This window comes from Citrobacter sp. EC_71, assembly GCF_019584005.1.
Lineage (GTDB): Bacteria > Pseudomonadota > Gammaproteobacteria > Enterobacterales > Enterobacteriaceae > Citrobacter > Citrobacter werkmanii.
On sequence record NZ_VDAY01000024.1, the window covers coordinates 1 to 15139 of the forward strand.

General features: G+C 53.4%; 14 protein-coding genes. 6 read left to right on the top strand and 8 right to left on the bottom strand.

The window, feature by feature from the left end; translation table 11 throughout:
* Positions 1-158: 158 nt before the first annotated feature.
* Complete coding sequence (gene udp, locus FHD02_RS20270) at positions 159-920, bottom strand: uridine phosphorylase (protein WP_003828923.1); 762 nt, start codon at positions 918-920, stop codon at positions 159-161.
* Positions 921-1185: 265 nt separating this feature from the next.
* On the opposite strand from udp, the gene FHD02_RS20275 reads away from it, so the two are divergent.
* Positions 1186-1992, top strand: a complete 807-nt coding sequence (locus tag FHD02_RS20275) for a dienelactone hydrolase family protein (RefSeq protein ID WP_061381042.1) — start codon at positions 1186-1188, stop codon at positions 1990-1992.
* Between the two features lie 54 nt (positions 1993-2046).
* Here FHD02_RS20275 and metE read toward each other — a convergent pair whose 3' ends face one another.
* Entirely contained in the window at positions 2047-4308 is a 2262-nt protein-coding gene (gene metE, locus FHD02_RS20280) for a 5-methyltetrahydropteroyltriglutamate--homocysteine S-methyltransferase (protein WP_137361393.1), read from the bottom strand.
* A 248-nt stretch (positions 4309-4556) separates the two neighbouring features.
* Here metE and metR point away from each other — a divergent pair, with 248 nt between their 5' ends.
* Positions 4557-5510, top strand: a complete 954-nt coding sequence (metR, locus tag FHD02_RS20285) for an HTH-type transcriptional regulator MetR (protein ID WP_038634477.1) — start codon at positions 4557-4559, stop codon at positions 5508-5510.
* On the opposite strand, the gene FHD02_RS20290 is transcribed toward metR, so the two are convergent.
* From FHD02_RS20290 to pldB, 3 genes are all read right to left on the bottom strand, one after another.
* Positions 5398-6297 carry a carboxylate/amino acid/amine transporter gene (locus tag FHD02_RS20290; RefSeq protein ID WP_042313989.1) on the bottom strand — a complete coding sequence of 300 codons (900 nt, stop codon included), beginning with the start codon at positions 6295-6297 and terminating at the stop codon, positions 5398-5400. The genes metR and FHD02_RS20290 overlap by 113 nt on opposite strands.
* Before the next feature lie 80 nt (positions 6298-6377).
* Positions 6378-7178 (bottom strand): sugar/pyridoxal phosphate phosphatase YigL, encoded by an 801-nt coding sequence (yigL, locus tag FHD02_RS20295; protein ID WP_042313992.1) that lies wholly within the window; start codon positions 7176-7178, stop codon positions 6378-6380.
* A gap of 15 nt (positions 7179-7193) precedes the next feature.
* Positions 7194-8210, bottom strand: coding sequence for a lysophospholipase L2 (pldB, locus tag FHD02_RS20300; RefSeq protein WP_137348865.1), 1017 nt, complete (start codon positions 8208-8210; stop codon positions 7194-7196).
* Positions 8211-8320: 110 nt separating this feature from the next.
* Here pldB and rhtB point away from each other — a divergent pair, with 110 nt between their 5' ends.
* Together rhtB and FHD02_RS20310 are read left to right on the top strand one after the other, a co-directional pair.
* The gene (gene rhtB, locus FHD02_RS20305; protein ID WP_042313996.1) at positions 8321-8941 is read left to right on the top strand and encodes a homoserine/homoserine lactone efflux protein; all 621 of its coding nucleotides are present in this window, start codon (positions 8321-8323) and stop codon (positions 8939-8941) included.
* 162 nt (positions 8942-9103) lie between these two features.
* Positions 9104-9988, top strand: coding sequence for an Rpn family recombination-promoting nuclease/putative transposase (locus tag FHD02_RS20310; protein WP_137361396.1), 885 nt, complete (start codon positions 9104-9106; stop codon positions 9986-9988).
* A 38-nt stretch (positions 9989-10026) separates the two neighbouring features.
* Here the strand turns inward: FHD02_RS20310 and rhtC are convergent, their stop codons facing one another.
* The 3 genes from rhtC to pldA all read right to left on the bottom strand — a co-directional run bounded on the left by rhtC (position 10027) and on the right by pldA (position 13498).
* Positions 10027-10647, bottom strand: a complete 621-nt coding sequence (rhtC, locus tag FHD02_RS20315) for a threonine export protein RhtC (RefSeq protein ID WP_061381047.1) — start codon at positions 10645-10647, stop codon at positions 10027-10029.
* 63 nt (positions 10648-10710) lie between these two features.
* Positions 10711-12540, bottom strand: coding sequence for an ATP-dependent DNA helicase RecQ (gene recQ, locus FHD02_RS20320; RefSeq protein ID WP_042314000.1), 1830 nt, complete (start codon positions 12538-12540; stop codon positions 10711-10713).
* A gap of 88 nt (positions 12541-12628) precedes the next feature.
* Positions 12629-13498 carry a phospholipase A gene (gene pldA / locus FHD02_RS20325; RefSeq protein ID WP_042314001.1) on the bottom strand — a complete coding sequence of 290 codons (870 nt, stop codon included), beginning with the start codon at positions 13496-13498 and terminating at the stop codon, positions 12629-12631.
* A gap of 165 nt (positions 13499-13663) precedes the next feature.
* Here pldA and yigI point away from each other — a divergent pair, with 165 nt between their 5' ends.
* Together yigI and rarD are read left to right on the top strand one after the other, a co-directional pair.
* Complete coding sequence (gene yigI / locus FHD02_RS20330) at positions 13664-14131, top strand: acyl-CoA thioesterase YigI (RefSeq protein ID WP_042314003.1); 468 nt, start codon at positions 13664-13666, stop codon at positions 14129-14131.
* Between the two features lie 51 nt (positions 14132-14182).
* Positions 14183-15079, top strand: coding sequence for an EamA family transporter RarD (gene rarD / locus FHD02_RS20335; protein ID WP_137371303.1), 897 nt, complete (start codon positions 14183-14185; stop codon positions 15077-15079).
* Positions 15080-15139: the final 60 nt, after the last annotated feature.

Consider the following 15139-nt stretch of genomic DNA (forward strand, 5'->3'; position numbering starts at 1 on the left):
CTTGCAGTTGCCAGACCGCAAGGTGTTTTAACAAATCAAAAGGGGTTTTAATAACTGGCTCAAAGCTGAAAGCTTTCCGGAACCCCCAGCCTAGCTGGGGGTTTTCTGTGCACAATAAAAAGGCCGAACGCGTCGGCCTTTTTGAACAGACGGGAGAATTACAGTAAACGGCGGGCAGCTTCCACCACGATTTTCACAGCGTGGCTTTCCGTTTGTTTCATCGTTTCCGCATTAGGAATCTCTTGCTGAGTACGGTTCACGATAACGCCAGCAACCATACCTGCACGCAGGCCCTGGCTTGCGCACATGGTCAGCAACGTTGCGGATTCCATTTCGTAGTTCATGACGCCCATGGACTGCCACTCTTCCATTGAGCCTTTGAAACGGCTCACTACGCGACCAGAGAAGGTGTCATAACGCTCCTGGCCCGGGTAGAAGGTGTCAGAAGACGCGGTGACACCCACGTGGGTAGTCGCACCGATAGATTTCGCCGCTTCCACCAGCGCAGTGGTGCACTCGAAGTCAGCAACGGCCGGGAATTCCATTGGCGCGAAGTGCAGGCTTGCGCCATCCAAACGGACAGACGCAGTGGTGACCAGCACATCACCCACATTGATATGCGGCTGAATAGCGCCAGTCGTACCGATACGCAGGAAGGTACGAATGCCCAATTGCGCCAGTTCTTCTACGGCAATAGAGGTGGACGGGCCGCCGATACCGGTAGAGCAAACGATCACGGCTTTACCATCCAGCTCAGCACGCCAGGTCGTGAACTCGCGATGGGATGCCAGCTTAACCGGCTTATCCATCAGCGCGGCGATCTTTTCCACACGCTCCGGGTCGCCAGGGACGATAGCAAGCGTAGCCCCTTGTAAATCGTTCTTAGTGAGGCCGAGATGAAAAACATCAGACTTAGACATAAAAACTCCTCTGTGAATCGGTTTTGTCAGAAGAAGCAAAAACACACTTTACCGAAGGTATAAACAAATTTTCGTGACAGACATCACCATGATGTAAATCAATTGCATTCGATTGCCATTAAATAGTGACGGATATCACATAAACAGCGTGTTGTAAGGACACCTTGCACAAAAGATAGACCGTTTAAGGCAATGTGGTACGTTGCATATGTCTATAGTTAATAATGCGCTTTTTGGCTGAATATTTAAGGGTACGGAGAATACCATGACGACACGACAATCTGGCTTTGCACCTGCTGTATCTCCACCGACGTCTACCACGGTTCACACACCGGATAACGCAATTATCGCCGGTGTAACGTCCATACCTTCACAGGGCGATGATATGCCAGCGTATCACGCACGACCAAAACAGACCGATGGCCCCCTGCCCGTGGTTATTGTCGTGCAGGAGATTTTTGGCATTCATGAACACATTCGTGATGTTTGCCGCCGTCTGGCCCTGGAAGGATATCTGGCTATTGCACCAGAGCTCTACTTCCGCGAAGGCGATCCCAATGACTTTGCCGATATCCCCACGCTGCTCAGCGGCCTTGTCGCCAAAGTGCCTGACTCTCAGGTACTGGCCGACCTGGACCACGTCGCCAGTTGGGCCTCCCGCAACGGTGGGGATGCTCATCGATTAATGATCACTGGTTTTTGTTGGGGTGGACGCATCACCTGGCTGTATGCCGCACACAATCCGCAGTTAAAAGCAGCGGTAGCGTGGTATGGCAAACTGGTGGGTGATAAGACCCTCAACTCGCCGAAACATCCCGTTGATATCGCCACCGATCTTAACGCCCCCGTCCTGGGACTTTATGGTGGTCAGGACACCAGTATCCCACAGGATACCGTCGAAACGATGCGTCAGGCACTACGCGCCGCCAATGCTAAAGCGGAAATTGTGGTTTATCCCGATGCCGGGCATGCATTTAATGCCGATTACCGCCCGAGCTACCACGAAGAGTCGGCCAAAGACGGCTGGCAGAGAATGCTGGAGTGGTTCGCGCAATACGGCGAGAAGAAGTAAGTATCGCCAGGCAAACCGATCATCAAAACGGAGGCGTTAGCCTCCGTTTTATTTTTACGCCTGACGCAAGTTCTGCGCTGCTTTGACCATGTTAGCCAGCGCGGCACGGGTTTCCGGCCAGCCGCGGGTTTTCAAGCCGCAGTCCGGGTTCACCCACAGACGTTCCGCCGGAATACGCTGCTCGGCCTTCTTCAGCAGAGCCTCAATCCACTCCACGCTCGGGACGTTCGGCGAGTGAATGTCGTACACACCCGGTCCGATTTCATTCGGATAGTCGAACTCCTCAAACGATTCCAGCAGCTCCATATCCGAGCGCGAGGTCTCAATGGTGATCACGTCCGCGTCCAGCGCGGCAATGGAATCCATGATGTCGTTGAACTCGCAGTAACACATGTGGGTATGGATCTGGGTTTCATCCTTCGCCACTGCCGCGTTAATGCGGAAAGCTTCTACCCCCCATGCCAGATACGCGGCCCAGTCGCTGCGACGCAGCGGTAGACCTTCGCGCAGCGCCGGCTCATCAATCTGAATAATACCGATACCCGCTGCTTCCAGATCCGCCACTTCGTCACGCAACGCCAACGCAATCTGCTTCGCGATGGTTTCACGCGTCACGTCTTCACGCGGGAACGACCAGCAGAGAATGGTCACCGGACCGGTCAACATGCCTTTTACCGGTTTGTCGGTCAGTGACTGCGCGTACTTCGCCCACTCAACAGTAATTGCTTCCGGGCGGCTGACGTCGCCAATCACCACCGGCGGCTTCACGCAGCGAGAGCCGTAGCTCTGCACCCAACCGTTCTGGGTAAAGACGAAACCGTCCAGGTGTTCGCCAAAATATTCCACCATGTCATTACGCTCGGCTTCACCGTGTACCAGCACGTCAAGCCCCAGACGTTCCTGCTCAACAATCGCCTGTTTGATATGCTCCGCAATACCGGTGCGATAGTGGGCAGCATCAAGATTGCCTTTTTTGAAGTCCAGACGCAGACCGCGAATTTCGGTGGTTTGCGGGAATGATCCGATAGTCGTGGTCGGCCATGCCGGCAGATTAAAACGGGCACGCTGTGCCTCGGCGCGAACCGGGTAAGCGTTGGCGCGTTGGCTGTCCTGGGCGGTGATCGCCGCCAGACGTTTTTCCACTGTGGCGTTGTGTACGCGGGTAGAGTGACGACGCGCCTGGATCGGTGCGCTCCATTCCACAATTGCCGCCGTATCGCCGCTGTTCAACGCATCGCGCAACAGCGCCAGCTCGCCGCATTTTTGCAGCGCGAAGGCAAACCAGCTCTTCACTTCCGCATCAAGCCGGGTTTCCACGCTCAAATCAATCGGGCTGTGCAGCAGAGAGCAGGAAGAAGCCACCCACAGATCACGTTTGCCGACGATATCTTTGATTTGCGCATATTTTTCGCTGAGATCGGCGCGCCAGACGTTACGACCGTTTACCAAACCGGCTGACAGCAGCCAGTCGGCAGGCAGACGTTGGTGCAGCTCGGCAACGTCATCTTTGCCATGAACGAAATCAACGTGCAGACCCTGCACTGGCAGCGCGGTAATGATATCCAGGTTTGGCGTTACGCCTTCAAAATAAGTGGTCAGCAGTAATTTTACCTGCCCTGCCAGCGCATCATACGCGGGTTTGAAGGCGTTCAGCCAAACCTGCGGCAGCTCCAGTACCAGCGCGGGTTCATCAATCTGTACCCACTCAATACCGCGTTTCGCCAGCTCAGCCAGCACCTGCTGGTAAACCGGCAGAATGTCATTCAGCAGGGTCAGACGGTCAAACTGTTCGCCCTTCACTTTACCCAGCCACAGGTAAGTTACCGGCCCAAGCAGCACAGGCTTCACCTTGTGGCCGAGCGCCAGCGCTTCGTCCACTTCATCCAGCAGTTGGGTCCAGGTCAGTTTGAACTGCTGACCTTTGGTGAATTCCGGCACCATGTAGTGATAGTTGGTATTAAACCATTTGGTCATTTCTGCCGCCGCCGCGGGCTCACCCGTCGGGGCGCGGCCACGGCCAATGCGGAATAAAGTATCGATATCAACCGAGCCGTCTTTATTTTGATGACGCGCCGGAACGTTGCCGAGCAGCAGGCTGGTGGTTAGCACGTGATCGTACCAGGCAAAATCGCCCACCGGCAGCAGGTCAATGCCCGCCTGCTTCTGCTGATCCCAGTGGCGGGCGCGCAGCTCGCGGCCAACGGCCAGCAATTCTTCACGGGAAGAATTTCCCGCCCAGTAGCTTTCTTGCGCTTTCTTCAACTCGCGACGCAGGCCAACGCGAGGGAAACCGAGGGTGTGATTCAATATTGTCATTTTTCTTCCTCTCTTATTTTATTGAATCTGAAGCAAAAACTCTAAATAGTTCGGTTTGCAGGAAGGCGGCGACACAGCGCATCCCCAGGAGCTTACTGAAGTAAGTGACTGGGGTAAGCGAGGAAGCCAACGCATCTGCAAGCCGAAATATGACAAGTTTTGGACGTCCAGATGTTTACACATCCATAATTGGCGGTTACTGTATATTCCTCAAGCGCAATTTGTTCATGCCGAAGTGAAGGACTTTCATGATCGAGATTAAACACCTGAAAACGCTCCAGGCGTTGCGGAATAGTGGTTCGCTGGCAGCCGCAGCGGCGACGTTGCATCAGACCCAATCCGCCCTTTCTCACCAGTTCAGCGATCTGGAGCAACGCCTCGGCTTTCGTCTTTTTATCCGTAAAAGTCAGCCTCTGCGCTTTACGCCGCAGGGCGAAATTTTGCTGCAGCTGGCAAACCAGGTGTTGCCGCAAATCGGTCGCGCGCTACAGGCCTGCAACGAACCGCAGCAAACCCGGCTACGCATCGCGATTGAATGCCACAGCTGTATCCAATGGCTGACGCCCGCGCTGGAGAATTTTCGTGCCAACTGGCCGCAGGTGGAAATGGACTTTAAATCCGGCGTGACGTTCGATCCGCAACCTGCGCTACAGCAGGATGAATTGGATCTGGTGTTGACCTCCGACATTCTGCCGCGCAGCGGATTGCACTACTCGCCGATGTTTGATTTTGAAGTACGCCTGGTCCTGGCGCCGGACCATCCGCTGGCCAGCAAAACCCAAATCACCCCGGAGGATTTAGCCAGCGAGACGCTGCTTATTTATCCGGTACAACGGAGTCGGCTGGATGTCTGGCGGCATTTCCTGCAACCTGCGGGCGTTAGCCCGTCGCTGAAGAGTGTGGATAACACCTTGCTGCTGATTCAGATGGTTGCAGCTAAAATGGGTATCGCGGCTTTACCACACTGGGTAGTGGAGAGTTTTGAGCGCCAGGGCCTGGTGGTAACCAAAACCCTGGGTGATGGATTGTGGAGCCGACTGTACGCCGCCGTGCGCGATGGCGAGCAGCGACAACCGGTCACGGAAGCGTTTATTCGCTCAGCGCGGAATCACGCCTGCGATCACCTGCCGTTTGTACGGAGTGCGGAACGACCCACTTTCGATGTACCCACAGTGAGGCCACTATCACAGCCGCACCAATGATGAAGCTCGGCCAGTGAGGCTGTTGATGCCAGATAGCCAGGTTAACCAACAGCCCGGCCGGCACATGCATATTGTTCATGATGCCCAGCGTACCCGCATCCACCTGAGTCGCGCCGTAGTTCCACATAAAGTAACCAATGCCGGACGCCGCCACGCCAAGAAACACCAGGATGCCCCACTGTAGCGTGGTTGCAGGTATTTTCTGCGCATTACCCAGCATGAACCAGGCCACTATCGCCACCATAAATGCCCCCATGTAAAACCAGGCAAAGGCGTTGTGCTGCGGCATTGGCCGTGTTTCCATTAGACGCTTGTAGCCCACCATACCAATGGCAAAGCTGATATTGGATAGCTGTACCAACAGCAGGCCGGTCCAGAAGTGGCTGGTCACCTGGTCGTAACGAATGATCCCCGCACCGATCACCGCCAGCAATGCACTGAAGGCGTAGCTCCAGCGCAGACGACGTCCGCTCATCAGGTCATAAATTAGCGTAATGTAGAGCGGCGTTAGTACGGTAAAGAGCAGCAGCTCTGAAACCGTCAGGTACAGATAGGCGTGAAAACTCAGCATATACATAATGCCAAGCTGCATGGCCCCTACCAGCATATACAGCGCGATCGTTTTTACGCTGTGCCCACGGGTACGTAAAAATGGCAGGAACACCAGCGCCGCCAACCCAACGCGCACCAGCACCGCAAAATAGCTATCGACATGACCGGCAAGGTACTCGCCAAACAGGCTAAAGGAAAAGGCCCACAGAATTGTGGTAATGATGAGTAACGCCACAATGGATGTCTCTTAACAAAAGGTACACCCATTGTAGCGAAGTTTTTAGTTGACAACTGGTCAACTAACGAACGATGGTGTTACTGCAAAAAGAGCTTACGCAGATAGTGTGGCACGGCATCATCGGCGTTGAGTCCAATCACGTCCAGTTCCGGATGAAGATCTTTCAGGCGCTGGTGCGCGTTGCCCATGATGCAGCCTTTGCCAGCCATGGAGAGCATTTCCGCATCGTTCATGCCATCACCGAAAGCGATACAGTCCTTCAGGTTGTAGCCCATCGCTTTCGCCACCGCTTCCAGCGCATGACCTTTCGACACGCCGCCAGCCATCACTTCCAGACAGGTAAGCGTAGAGAAGCTGACGTTGACGCGATCGCCCCAGCGAGCGTTAATCGCCTGCTCCAGCGGCAGCAGCCTTTCATGAGAATCGGTGGTAAAAAACACTTTGCTGACGCCTTCAGGCTCCAGTAGCGCAGGTTCAAACAGAGAATAGTTAAATACCGCTTCTTTAAAGAAGCGCATTTCGTCCGGACGATGACGATTCATAAACCATTCATCATCACGATAAACGTTGGTCACGATGTCCGGGTTTGCATTCACCACACCAAACAGGTCGCTGGCAATGTCGCGATCCAGGTTATGGGTAAACACCAGATTCCCGGCAGAATCGTGCACACGCGCACCGTTGGATGTGATCATGTAGGTTTTAATGCCGAGGTTATCGCGAATTTGCCCCACATCAACATGATGACGGCCAGTCGCAAACACAAAGTTAACGCCACGTGCGGTCAATAATTTCAGTGTCTCTTTGGCATAAGGGGACAACGTATGGTCGGGGGAAAGCAGCGTACCGTCTAAATCAGACGCAACAACCTGATACATAAGAAAATTAAACCTCTAGGCAAAGCGGGTTCCGCTGGATGAGTTATGCTTGTCGAAAAATTCGACAATAGCGTTAAGCGCGACTGAGCGCATTGCGTCCTTTTCAAAAAGGATCTCATGGTACGCGCCTTTAATGACAAGCGGCTGACCTCCCTCTACAGGATGGCCCGCTGCGGCGCGGAGTTCACAAAAGCGATCGTGCATACGGTTATCCACCAAACGCTCTTCTTCAGCCTGAATCAGTAATGTTGGCGTCGCGTCATCCCCCGCCCCGGCCAGGACCTGTTCACCCGCCAGAATCCCTTCACGTACCCAGTGGTAGGTAGGACCGCCCACGCGCAGCCGAGGTTCATCGGCATAGAAGCGTAGATTGCGCCGATAGCGCTGTCGACTATGGGTTACCGCATTCATCCCGAATGGCAGCGCCCGCCAGCGCCCGGTCCCCATGGCATAGCCCTCGCGGATCCGTGGATGCCCTTCAGCCCAGTCCAGAATTTGACGCACCATCCAGTCGGGAAAGCGCATCACAATACCAAACATCGGCGCGCAAAGCGCAATGGCATCACACTGATTCGGATGACGCTGCAGGAACAACGTGGCAATCGCCCCGCCCATAGAATGCGCCAGGATATAGCGTTTTCTCCACGGACCGGGTAACACTTCCTGCTGCCAGAAAGCGGTTAAATCGTCGACATAGTCATTAAAGTTATCCACATGACCGCGATGCGGGTCCGAAAGCATACGCCCGGAACGCCCCTGGCCACGGTGATCGATAATGAGAACGTCAAAACCAGAATGAAACAGGTCATACGCCAGTTCAGCGTATTTCACATAGCTTTCAATGCGTCCAGGACAGACGACGATGACACGATCGTTTTTCTCTGCGTGAAAACGAACAAAGCGTACGGGAACATTATCTACGCCCGTAAATTCCGCCTCTTCCCGCTGACGCCAGAAGTCTGTCAGTGGTCCCATGGAAAAAGCAGCAAACGCGTTTTCTCTTGTTTCCCAGTCTTTTTGCTGCTGAAACATCGGGTATCCAGCCTCGTTGACCAAGTAAAATCGTTTTTTTTGCCATGTCTGATACAACGTACCGACAGTAGCGTATTGTGGCATAAAAATAGACAATCCGGGAGTTTCTCATGACCTTTGAATGGTGGTTCGCCTACCTGCTGACCTCTATTATTTTGAGCTTGTCTCCAGGCTCTGGCGCAATCAACACCATGACCACCGCCATCAGCCACGGTTATCGTGGTGCCAGCGCGTCGATTGCAGGTCTACAGACCGGGCTGGGCATTCATATCGTTTTGGTTGGCGTAGGGCTGGGAACGCTATTTTCACGTTCAGCGATCGCGTTTGAAGTGCTGAAGTGGGCGGGTGCGGCGTACCTGATTTGGCTGGGGATCCAACAATGGCGCGCGGCGGGCGCTATCGATCTGAACACCATGGCGAATACGCAATCGCGCAGCCGACTGTTCAAACGCGCGGTCTTTGTAAATCTGACCAACCCCAAGAGCATTGTTTTTCTTGCCGCCCTGTTCCCGCAGTTTATCCTGCCACAGGAACCGCAGGTGATGCAGTATGTGGTGCTTGGCGTCACGACCATCGTGGTCGATATTATTGTGATGATCGGTTACGCGACGTTGGCTACGCGCATTGCTGGCTGGATTAAGGGGCCAAAGCAAATGAAAGCGCTGAACAAAGTGTTTGGTTCACTGTTTATGCTGATAGGCGCCCTGCTGGCGTCGGCAAGGCATGCCTAGCAAATGGAACGACGCTCGCAATAAAATGCTAACAGTAAGAGCGTTTGGACGTGAGTTCTCGTACTTCGCCGCAAAGGTAGAAAAGCCTTTTATTCTGCACTGTTAGACGTTGATTGCTAATGCCAGAATGCCGCCATATTCACTTCTCACGGATGATGAACGATGGCGGAAGCAACGACACCACATGACGCAGTATTTAAGACCTTCCTCTCCCGCGTGGAAACCGCTCGGGACTTTATCGAACTTCATCTTCCTCCCTCGTTAATCAAAATCTTCAAACTGGAAACGCTCCGTCTGGAATCAGGCAGCTTCGTGGAGGATGATCTGCGCCCCTATTTCAGCGATATTCTCTACTCACTGGAAACCACCAGCGGGCATGGCTATGTACATGTGCTCATTGAGCATCAAAGCTCACCGGACAAGCATATGTCATTTCGCCTGATGCGCTACGCTATCGCAGCGATGCAACGTCATCTTGAGGCGGGAAACGACACGTTACCGCTGGTTATTCCTGTGCTCTTTTACCATGGTAAGCAAAGCCCATGGCAAGGATCAATGAACTGGCTGGATCACTTTGAGGATTCAGGAATCGCCCTTCAGCTATACAGCACGCCGTTTCCGCTGGTGGATGTGACGGTTATTCCGGATGATGAGATTATGCAGCATCGCAGTATGGCGGCGCTAACGTTGGTACAAAAACATATTCGCCAGCGCGACATGGCACAGTTGCTGGATAAACTTACCCGCCTGTTTATGCTGAATAAGATGAGCGGACAACAATTAACCGTGCTGGTAAACTACATGGTGCAAGCAGGGAATACACAAGATGTTCAAACATTATTGTATAAGCTGGCACAGCGTGTGCCGCAGCATGGAGACAAACTGATGACAATGGCGGATCAACTAAAACAGATAGGCCGCGAAGAAGGGAGGCGCCTTGCCCTTACTGATGTAGCAAAAGCAATGCTCAAACGGGGTCTTGATACCGACGCAATTATGGAAATGACCGGCCTTTCAAAGGACGAGTTACAGAAGCTTGCGCAATAAACCGCATTCCGCCTGGGACGCCCAGGCGGGTAACAAACTTAACGCGAAATAATCAGGTGGATACCGAAGCCCGCGAACAGCGCGCCGGCAAAGCCATCAATCCACTTCGCCAGACGCTGATAGCCGCGACGCATCTTCGGAAGTGCAAACAGGCTGGCGACCACGGTGAACCACGCCAGCGTTTCCACGATGATCAGCGCGAAAATGCCCCATCGCGCGCCTGTTCCTACGCTATCGCCAACAAACAATGAAAACACGGAGCCAAAATAGATAATGGCTTTCGGGTTGGCGAGGTTGGTCAACAGACCTTTTAAAAAGCTGCGTCCGCTCTGTGCCAGCTCAACCTGTGGGGTAGGGGCCGCTACGTCCTGTTTTTTAAAGGCGCCGCGCAGCATCTGGTAACCCATCCAGCACAGATACAGACCGCCGCCCACCATGATAATGGTATGCAACCAGGCCATTTTTTCGATAATCAGATGCAGGCCAAGCAGCGCCACGCCAGCCCAGACCATGACGCCACAGGTAATACCCAGCACGCCCATCATGGCTTCTTTGCGTGAACGGCTAACGGCCGTTTGAGAAACAAAGAAAAAATCGGGACCGGGACTCATCAGCGCAACGATATGCACCAACGCAACGGTGAAAAATAGCGTTAACATAAAAATGACTCGCGGGGGAATAGTTCAGTGAGTCACCATCCTGGCACTTTTTTGCCTCGCTGACTACTCTTCGTCGTCACCATCAACGTGCGCTCGAATAAGTGCCATAAACTCTTTGCCAAAACGCTCAAGTTTACGCATTCCCACGCCGTTGACGCTCAGCATTTCGCTCGGCGAAACCGGCATCTGCTCGGCCATTTCAATCAACGTGGCATCGTTAAAGACGACATACGGCGGGATATTCTCTTCATCGGCAATCGCTTTACGCAGCTTACGCAATTTGGCAAACAGTTTGCGATCGTAATTGCCGCCGAAGGATTTCTGCATAGCGCGCGGTTTCAGCGCCACGATTCGCGGTACCGCAAGCTGCAACGGGACTTCGCCGCGCAGCACCGGACGCGCAGCTTCAGTGAGCTGTAACGCGGAGTGTTGGGCAATATTCTGTGTTACCAGGCCCAAATGAATCAGTTGACGAATCACACTCACCCAATGCTCGTGGCTTTGCTCACGGCCAATACCATAGACCGGCAGTTTGTCATGGGCCAGCTCACGAATGCGCTGGTTATTCGCCCCGCGTAGAACTTCCACGACGTAACCCATACCAAAGCGTTGGTTAACGCGGTAGATCGTCGACAGCGCTTTGCGCGCATCCATTAACCCGTCGTACTGTTTTGGCGGGTCGAGACAGATATCGCAGTTACCACACGGCTCCTGACGCCCTTCGCCAAAATAATTCAGCAGAACCAGACGACGACAGGTTTGCGCCTCGGCAAACGCCCCCATCGCATTGAGCTTATGACGTTCGATATCCAGCAGCTGTCCGGCAGGTTTCTCTTCGAGGCAACGGCGGAGCCACGCCATATCAGCCGGATCGTAAAACAGCATCGCTTCCGCCGGCAGGCCGTCACGTCCGGCACGGCCGGTTTCCTGATAGTAGGACTCAATGTTACGCGGTATATCAAAATGCACCACGAAGCGCACGTTGGGTTTGTTGATCCCCATGCCGAACGCCACGGTCGCCACCACAATTTGCAGGTCATCGCGCTGGAATTTTTCCTGCACCTCGGCGCGCACGCTGTTTTCCAGCCCGGCATGATAGGCTCCCGCGCTGATGCCACGACTTTGCAGGCGCGCAGCGGTGTCTTCGACTTTGGCGCGGCTGTTACAGTAAATAATGCCGGACTTACCACGCTGTTCCTGCACATAGCGCATCAGCTGATCGAGCGGCTTAAATTTCTCCATCAGCATGTAGCGAATATTCGGGCGGTCAAAGCTGCTGATCTGAATTAACGGATCGTTGAGGCCCAGCAGACGCACAATGTCCAGCCGGGTGGTTTCATCCGCGGTCGCGGTCAGTGCCACAAACGGCAGGGTTGGGAAACGCTGACGTAACTGGCCCAGCGCAGCGTATTCCGGGCGGAAGTCATGTCCCCACTGCGAAATACAGTGCGCTTCATCAACTGCCAGCAGCACCGGATTCCAGTGTCCAAGATGCTCAAGGAAGTTATCCAGCATCAGGCGCTCAGGGGCAATATAAAGCAAGCGAACCTGCCCGCTGCGACAGCCGGCCATCACCTCAAGCTGCTGTTCACGACTTTGGGTGGAGTTCAGGCACGCCGCCGCCACGCCGTTGGCCAGCAGTTGATCGACCTGGTCTTTCATCAGGGAAATCAGCGGCGAAACAACAACGGTGAGTCCGTTGAGTAATAATGCGGGAATTTGATAGCACAGGGATTTGCCGCCACCGGTGGGCATAACGACCAGACAGTCGCGACCAGAGAGCACGGTGTCGATGATTTCTTCCTGGCCTGGGCGAAACTGTTGGTAGCCAAAGGTTTCCTGTAAAACCTGTTTAGCGCCCATTTCCAGATTCAACACTTCCGCCTGCGCCACATTAACCCCATTAACCTGAAATAAAAACAGGCGCTATTTTCAGCGCCTGAGAGAGAAACTGCAATGATTAAAATACTCTCAATATCCGTTAGAAGATATCGTTAAGCATCACGCCGACGCCAACACGGGTTTGATTGAAGTTGTAGTCAATCAGCGATTCGCCGTAACCACTGTAGACCTGGGTGTAGAGACGAACATGCTTCGTAATAGGATAGCTTGCCCCTAACTCTGCGCCACCGTAGCCGGTGTTCCAGTTGTACTGGCCTTTCACGCTGATAACGGCGTCGCCCAGGTGATAACCCATTTTCAGCTGATAATAGCCCATGTATTTGGTGATGTCGGGGTTATCATCGGTACTGCCAATGACGTACCACGGCTTTACTTCCACCAGCCAGTTGCCGTTTTCAGCCATCAGGCGGGTGTAAAGACGGTTCCAGCTTCGCGAAGTGGGGTCGGAGCGACCATTGGAATCATGGTTATAACCCATTTCGACATCACGTAACGTCCACCCGGCAAAGCGATAGTCGGTGGCGAAACCAAGGAACAGCTGCGGCTCGTAGTTGGTTTCGCGAAACGGTGAAGATTCTTCACTGTTAGAAAGCTGCCACCAGGATTTCTGCGTATAGGAGCCGCCGAGCACCGAGTTCGGACCAAATATTCCGCGCCAAAGTGGAAATGCCAGGCTTAGCTGAAACTTCACCTCATCTTTGCGCGCATTGTCCGACCAGCTATAGCTGCTGATCGCCTCTTTGTTCATGTCGCTGGTATTGGTGTAGATAAGGTAGTTGGTGTCATAAGGGTAAAGCGTGAAAGGGTTGTCATGCTCTTGCAGCATATTAGCGATAATACTACCCCGAACTGCTGGTGCATCATGAATCTCTTTTACTGTCGCTTCCTGCGCATACGCGGTCAACGGCAGCATGACTGCTGGTAGTAACCATCCCAGAATCGCCCGCATCGGTAATGTTCTCCTGAACCAAAATATTGATGAATTGTATAATTTTCTGACAAGCATTCTACATACTTAGCTCGCTCCTCGTTAGTTATCCCGTCCTAAAGTAGAAAACAACAAATAATAAGCATAATATCAACATTTCATTAACCAATAAGGTATTAAGATCGTATGTCTGCTGTACTGACCGCTGAAGAAGCCCTGAAGTTAGTGGGTGAAATGTTTGTTTATCATATGCCGTTTAACCGTGCGCTGGGGCTGGAACTGGAACGCTATGAAAAAGAATTTGCGCAATTAGCGTTTAATAATCAACCGATGATGGTCGGGAACTGGGCGCAAAGCATTCTGCATGGCGGGGTGATCGCCTCAGCACTCGACGTCGCCGCCGGACTGGTGTGTGTAGGCAGCACGTTGACCCGTCACGAAACGATCAGTGAGGACGAACTGCGTCAGCGCATGTCACGTATGGGCACCATCGATTTACGCGTTGATTATCTGCGCCCGGGGAGAGGAAATCGCTTTACCGCTACCAGCAGCCTGCTGCGGGCGGGTAATAAAGTAGCCGTTGCGCGCGTGGAACTGCATAACGAAGAACAGCGCTATATCGCCAGCGCAACCGCCACTTATATGGTGGGGTAAGCGCTTAAAAAAAGGTAAACTGCTGTTACATTTCTGCAATGAGTTTTCCCGATGGATGCTAAACAAACGCGGCAGGGCGTGTTACTCGCTCTGGCTGCCTATTTTATTTGGGGTATCGCTCCCGCCTACTTCAAGCTGATTTACTATGTCCCGGCAGATGAGATCCTGACGCACCGCGTCATCTGGTCATTTTTCTTTATGGTGGTGCTGATGAGCATCAGCCGCCAGTGGTCGGGTGTTAAAACGCTGCTACAAACGCCAAAGAAGATCTTCCTGCTGGCGCTCTCTGCGGTGCTCATTGGCGGAAACTGGCTGCTGTTCATTTGGGCGGTCAATAATCACCATATGCTGGAAGCCAGTCTCGGCTATTTTATTAACCCGCTGGTGAATATCGTGCTGGGGATGCTTTTCCTCGGCGAGCGCTTTCGTCGCATGCAGTGGCTGGCGGTACTGTTAGCCGCCTGCGGCGTACTGGTACAGCTATGGACCTTCGGCTCGTTGCCGATAATCGCGCTGGGACTGGCGTTCAGCTTTGCTTTTTATGGTCTGGTGCGTAAGAAGATTGCCGTTGAAGCACAAACCGGTATGTTGATTGAAACCCTGTGGCTCTTACCCGTGGCTGCAATCTATCTGTTTGGCATTGCGAATAGCCCAACCAGCCATATCGGGCAAAACCCGATGTCGCTCAATCTGCTGCTGATTGCCGCGGGTGTCGTGACCACTATTCCGCTGCTGTGCTTTACCGGCGCAGCGACCCGCCTGCGTCTTTCCACGCTGGGCTTCTTCCAGTATATCGGACCCACGTTGATGTTCCTGCTGGCGATCACCTTTTACGGTGAAGTGCCGGGAGCGGATAAAATGGTCACGTTTGCGTTTATCTGGGTGGCGCTGGCGATTTTCGTGATGGATGCGATTTATACCCAACGCAGAACGCGTATGGGGATGTGAATGCTTTTTGCCTGATGGCGCTACGCTTATCAGGCCTACGGGTTCTGTAGGCCTGGTAAG

What these genes read in the sequence shown, in the direction of transcription:
- udp (WP_003828923.1), bottom strand. Translation starts at nt 920, where the DNA reads ATGTCTAAGTCTGATGTTTTTCATCTCGGCCTCACTAAGAACGATTTA.
- FHD02_RS20275 (WP_061381042.1), top strand. Translation starts at nt 1,186, where the DNA reads ATGACGACACGACAATCTGGCTTTGCACCTGCTGTATCTCCACCGACG.
- metE (WP_137361393.1), bottom strand. Translation starts at nt 4,308, where the DNA reads ATGACAATATTGAATCACACCCTCGGTTTCCCTCGCGTTGGCCTGCGT.
- metR (WP_038634477.1), top strand. Translation starts at nt 4,557, where the DNA reads ATGATCGAGATTAAACACCTGAAAACGCTCCAGGCGTTGCGGAATAGT.
- yigL (WP_042313992.1), bottom strand. Translation starts at nt 7,178, where the DNA reads ATGTATCAGGTTGTTGCGTCTGATTTAGACGGTACGCTGCTTTCCCCC.
- pldB (WP_137348865.1), bottom strand. Translation starts at nt 8,210, where the DNA reads ATGTTTCAGCAGCAAAAAGACTGGGAAACAAGAGAAAACGCGTTTGCT.
- rhtB (WP_042313996.1), top strand. Translation starts at nt 8,321, where the DNA reads ATGACCTTTGAATGGTGGTTCGCCTACCTGCTGACCTCTATTATTTTG.
- FHD02_RS20310 (WP_137361396.1), top strand. Translation starts at nt 9,104, where the DNA reads ATGGCGGAAGCAACGACACCACATGACGCAGTATTTAAGACCTTCCTC.
- rhtC (WP_061381047.1), bottom strand. Translation starts at nt 10,647, where the DNA reads ATGTTAACGCTATTTTTCACCGTTGCGTTGGTGCATATCGTTGCGCTG.
- pldA (WP_042314001.1), bottom strand. Translation starts at nt 13,498, where the DNA reads ATGCGGGCGATTCTGGGATGGTTACTACCAGCAGTCATGCTGCCGTTG.
- yigI (WP_042314003.1), top strand. Translation starts at nt 13,664, where the DNA reads ATGTCTGCTGTACTGACCGCTGAAGAAGCCCTGAAGTTAGTGGGTGAA.
- rarD (WP_137371303.1), top strand. Translation starts at nt 14,183, where the DNA reads ATGGATGCTAAACAAACGCGGCAGGGCGTGTTACTCGCTCTGGCTGCC.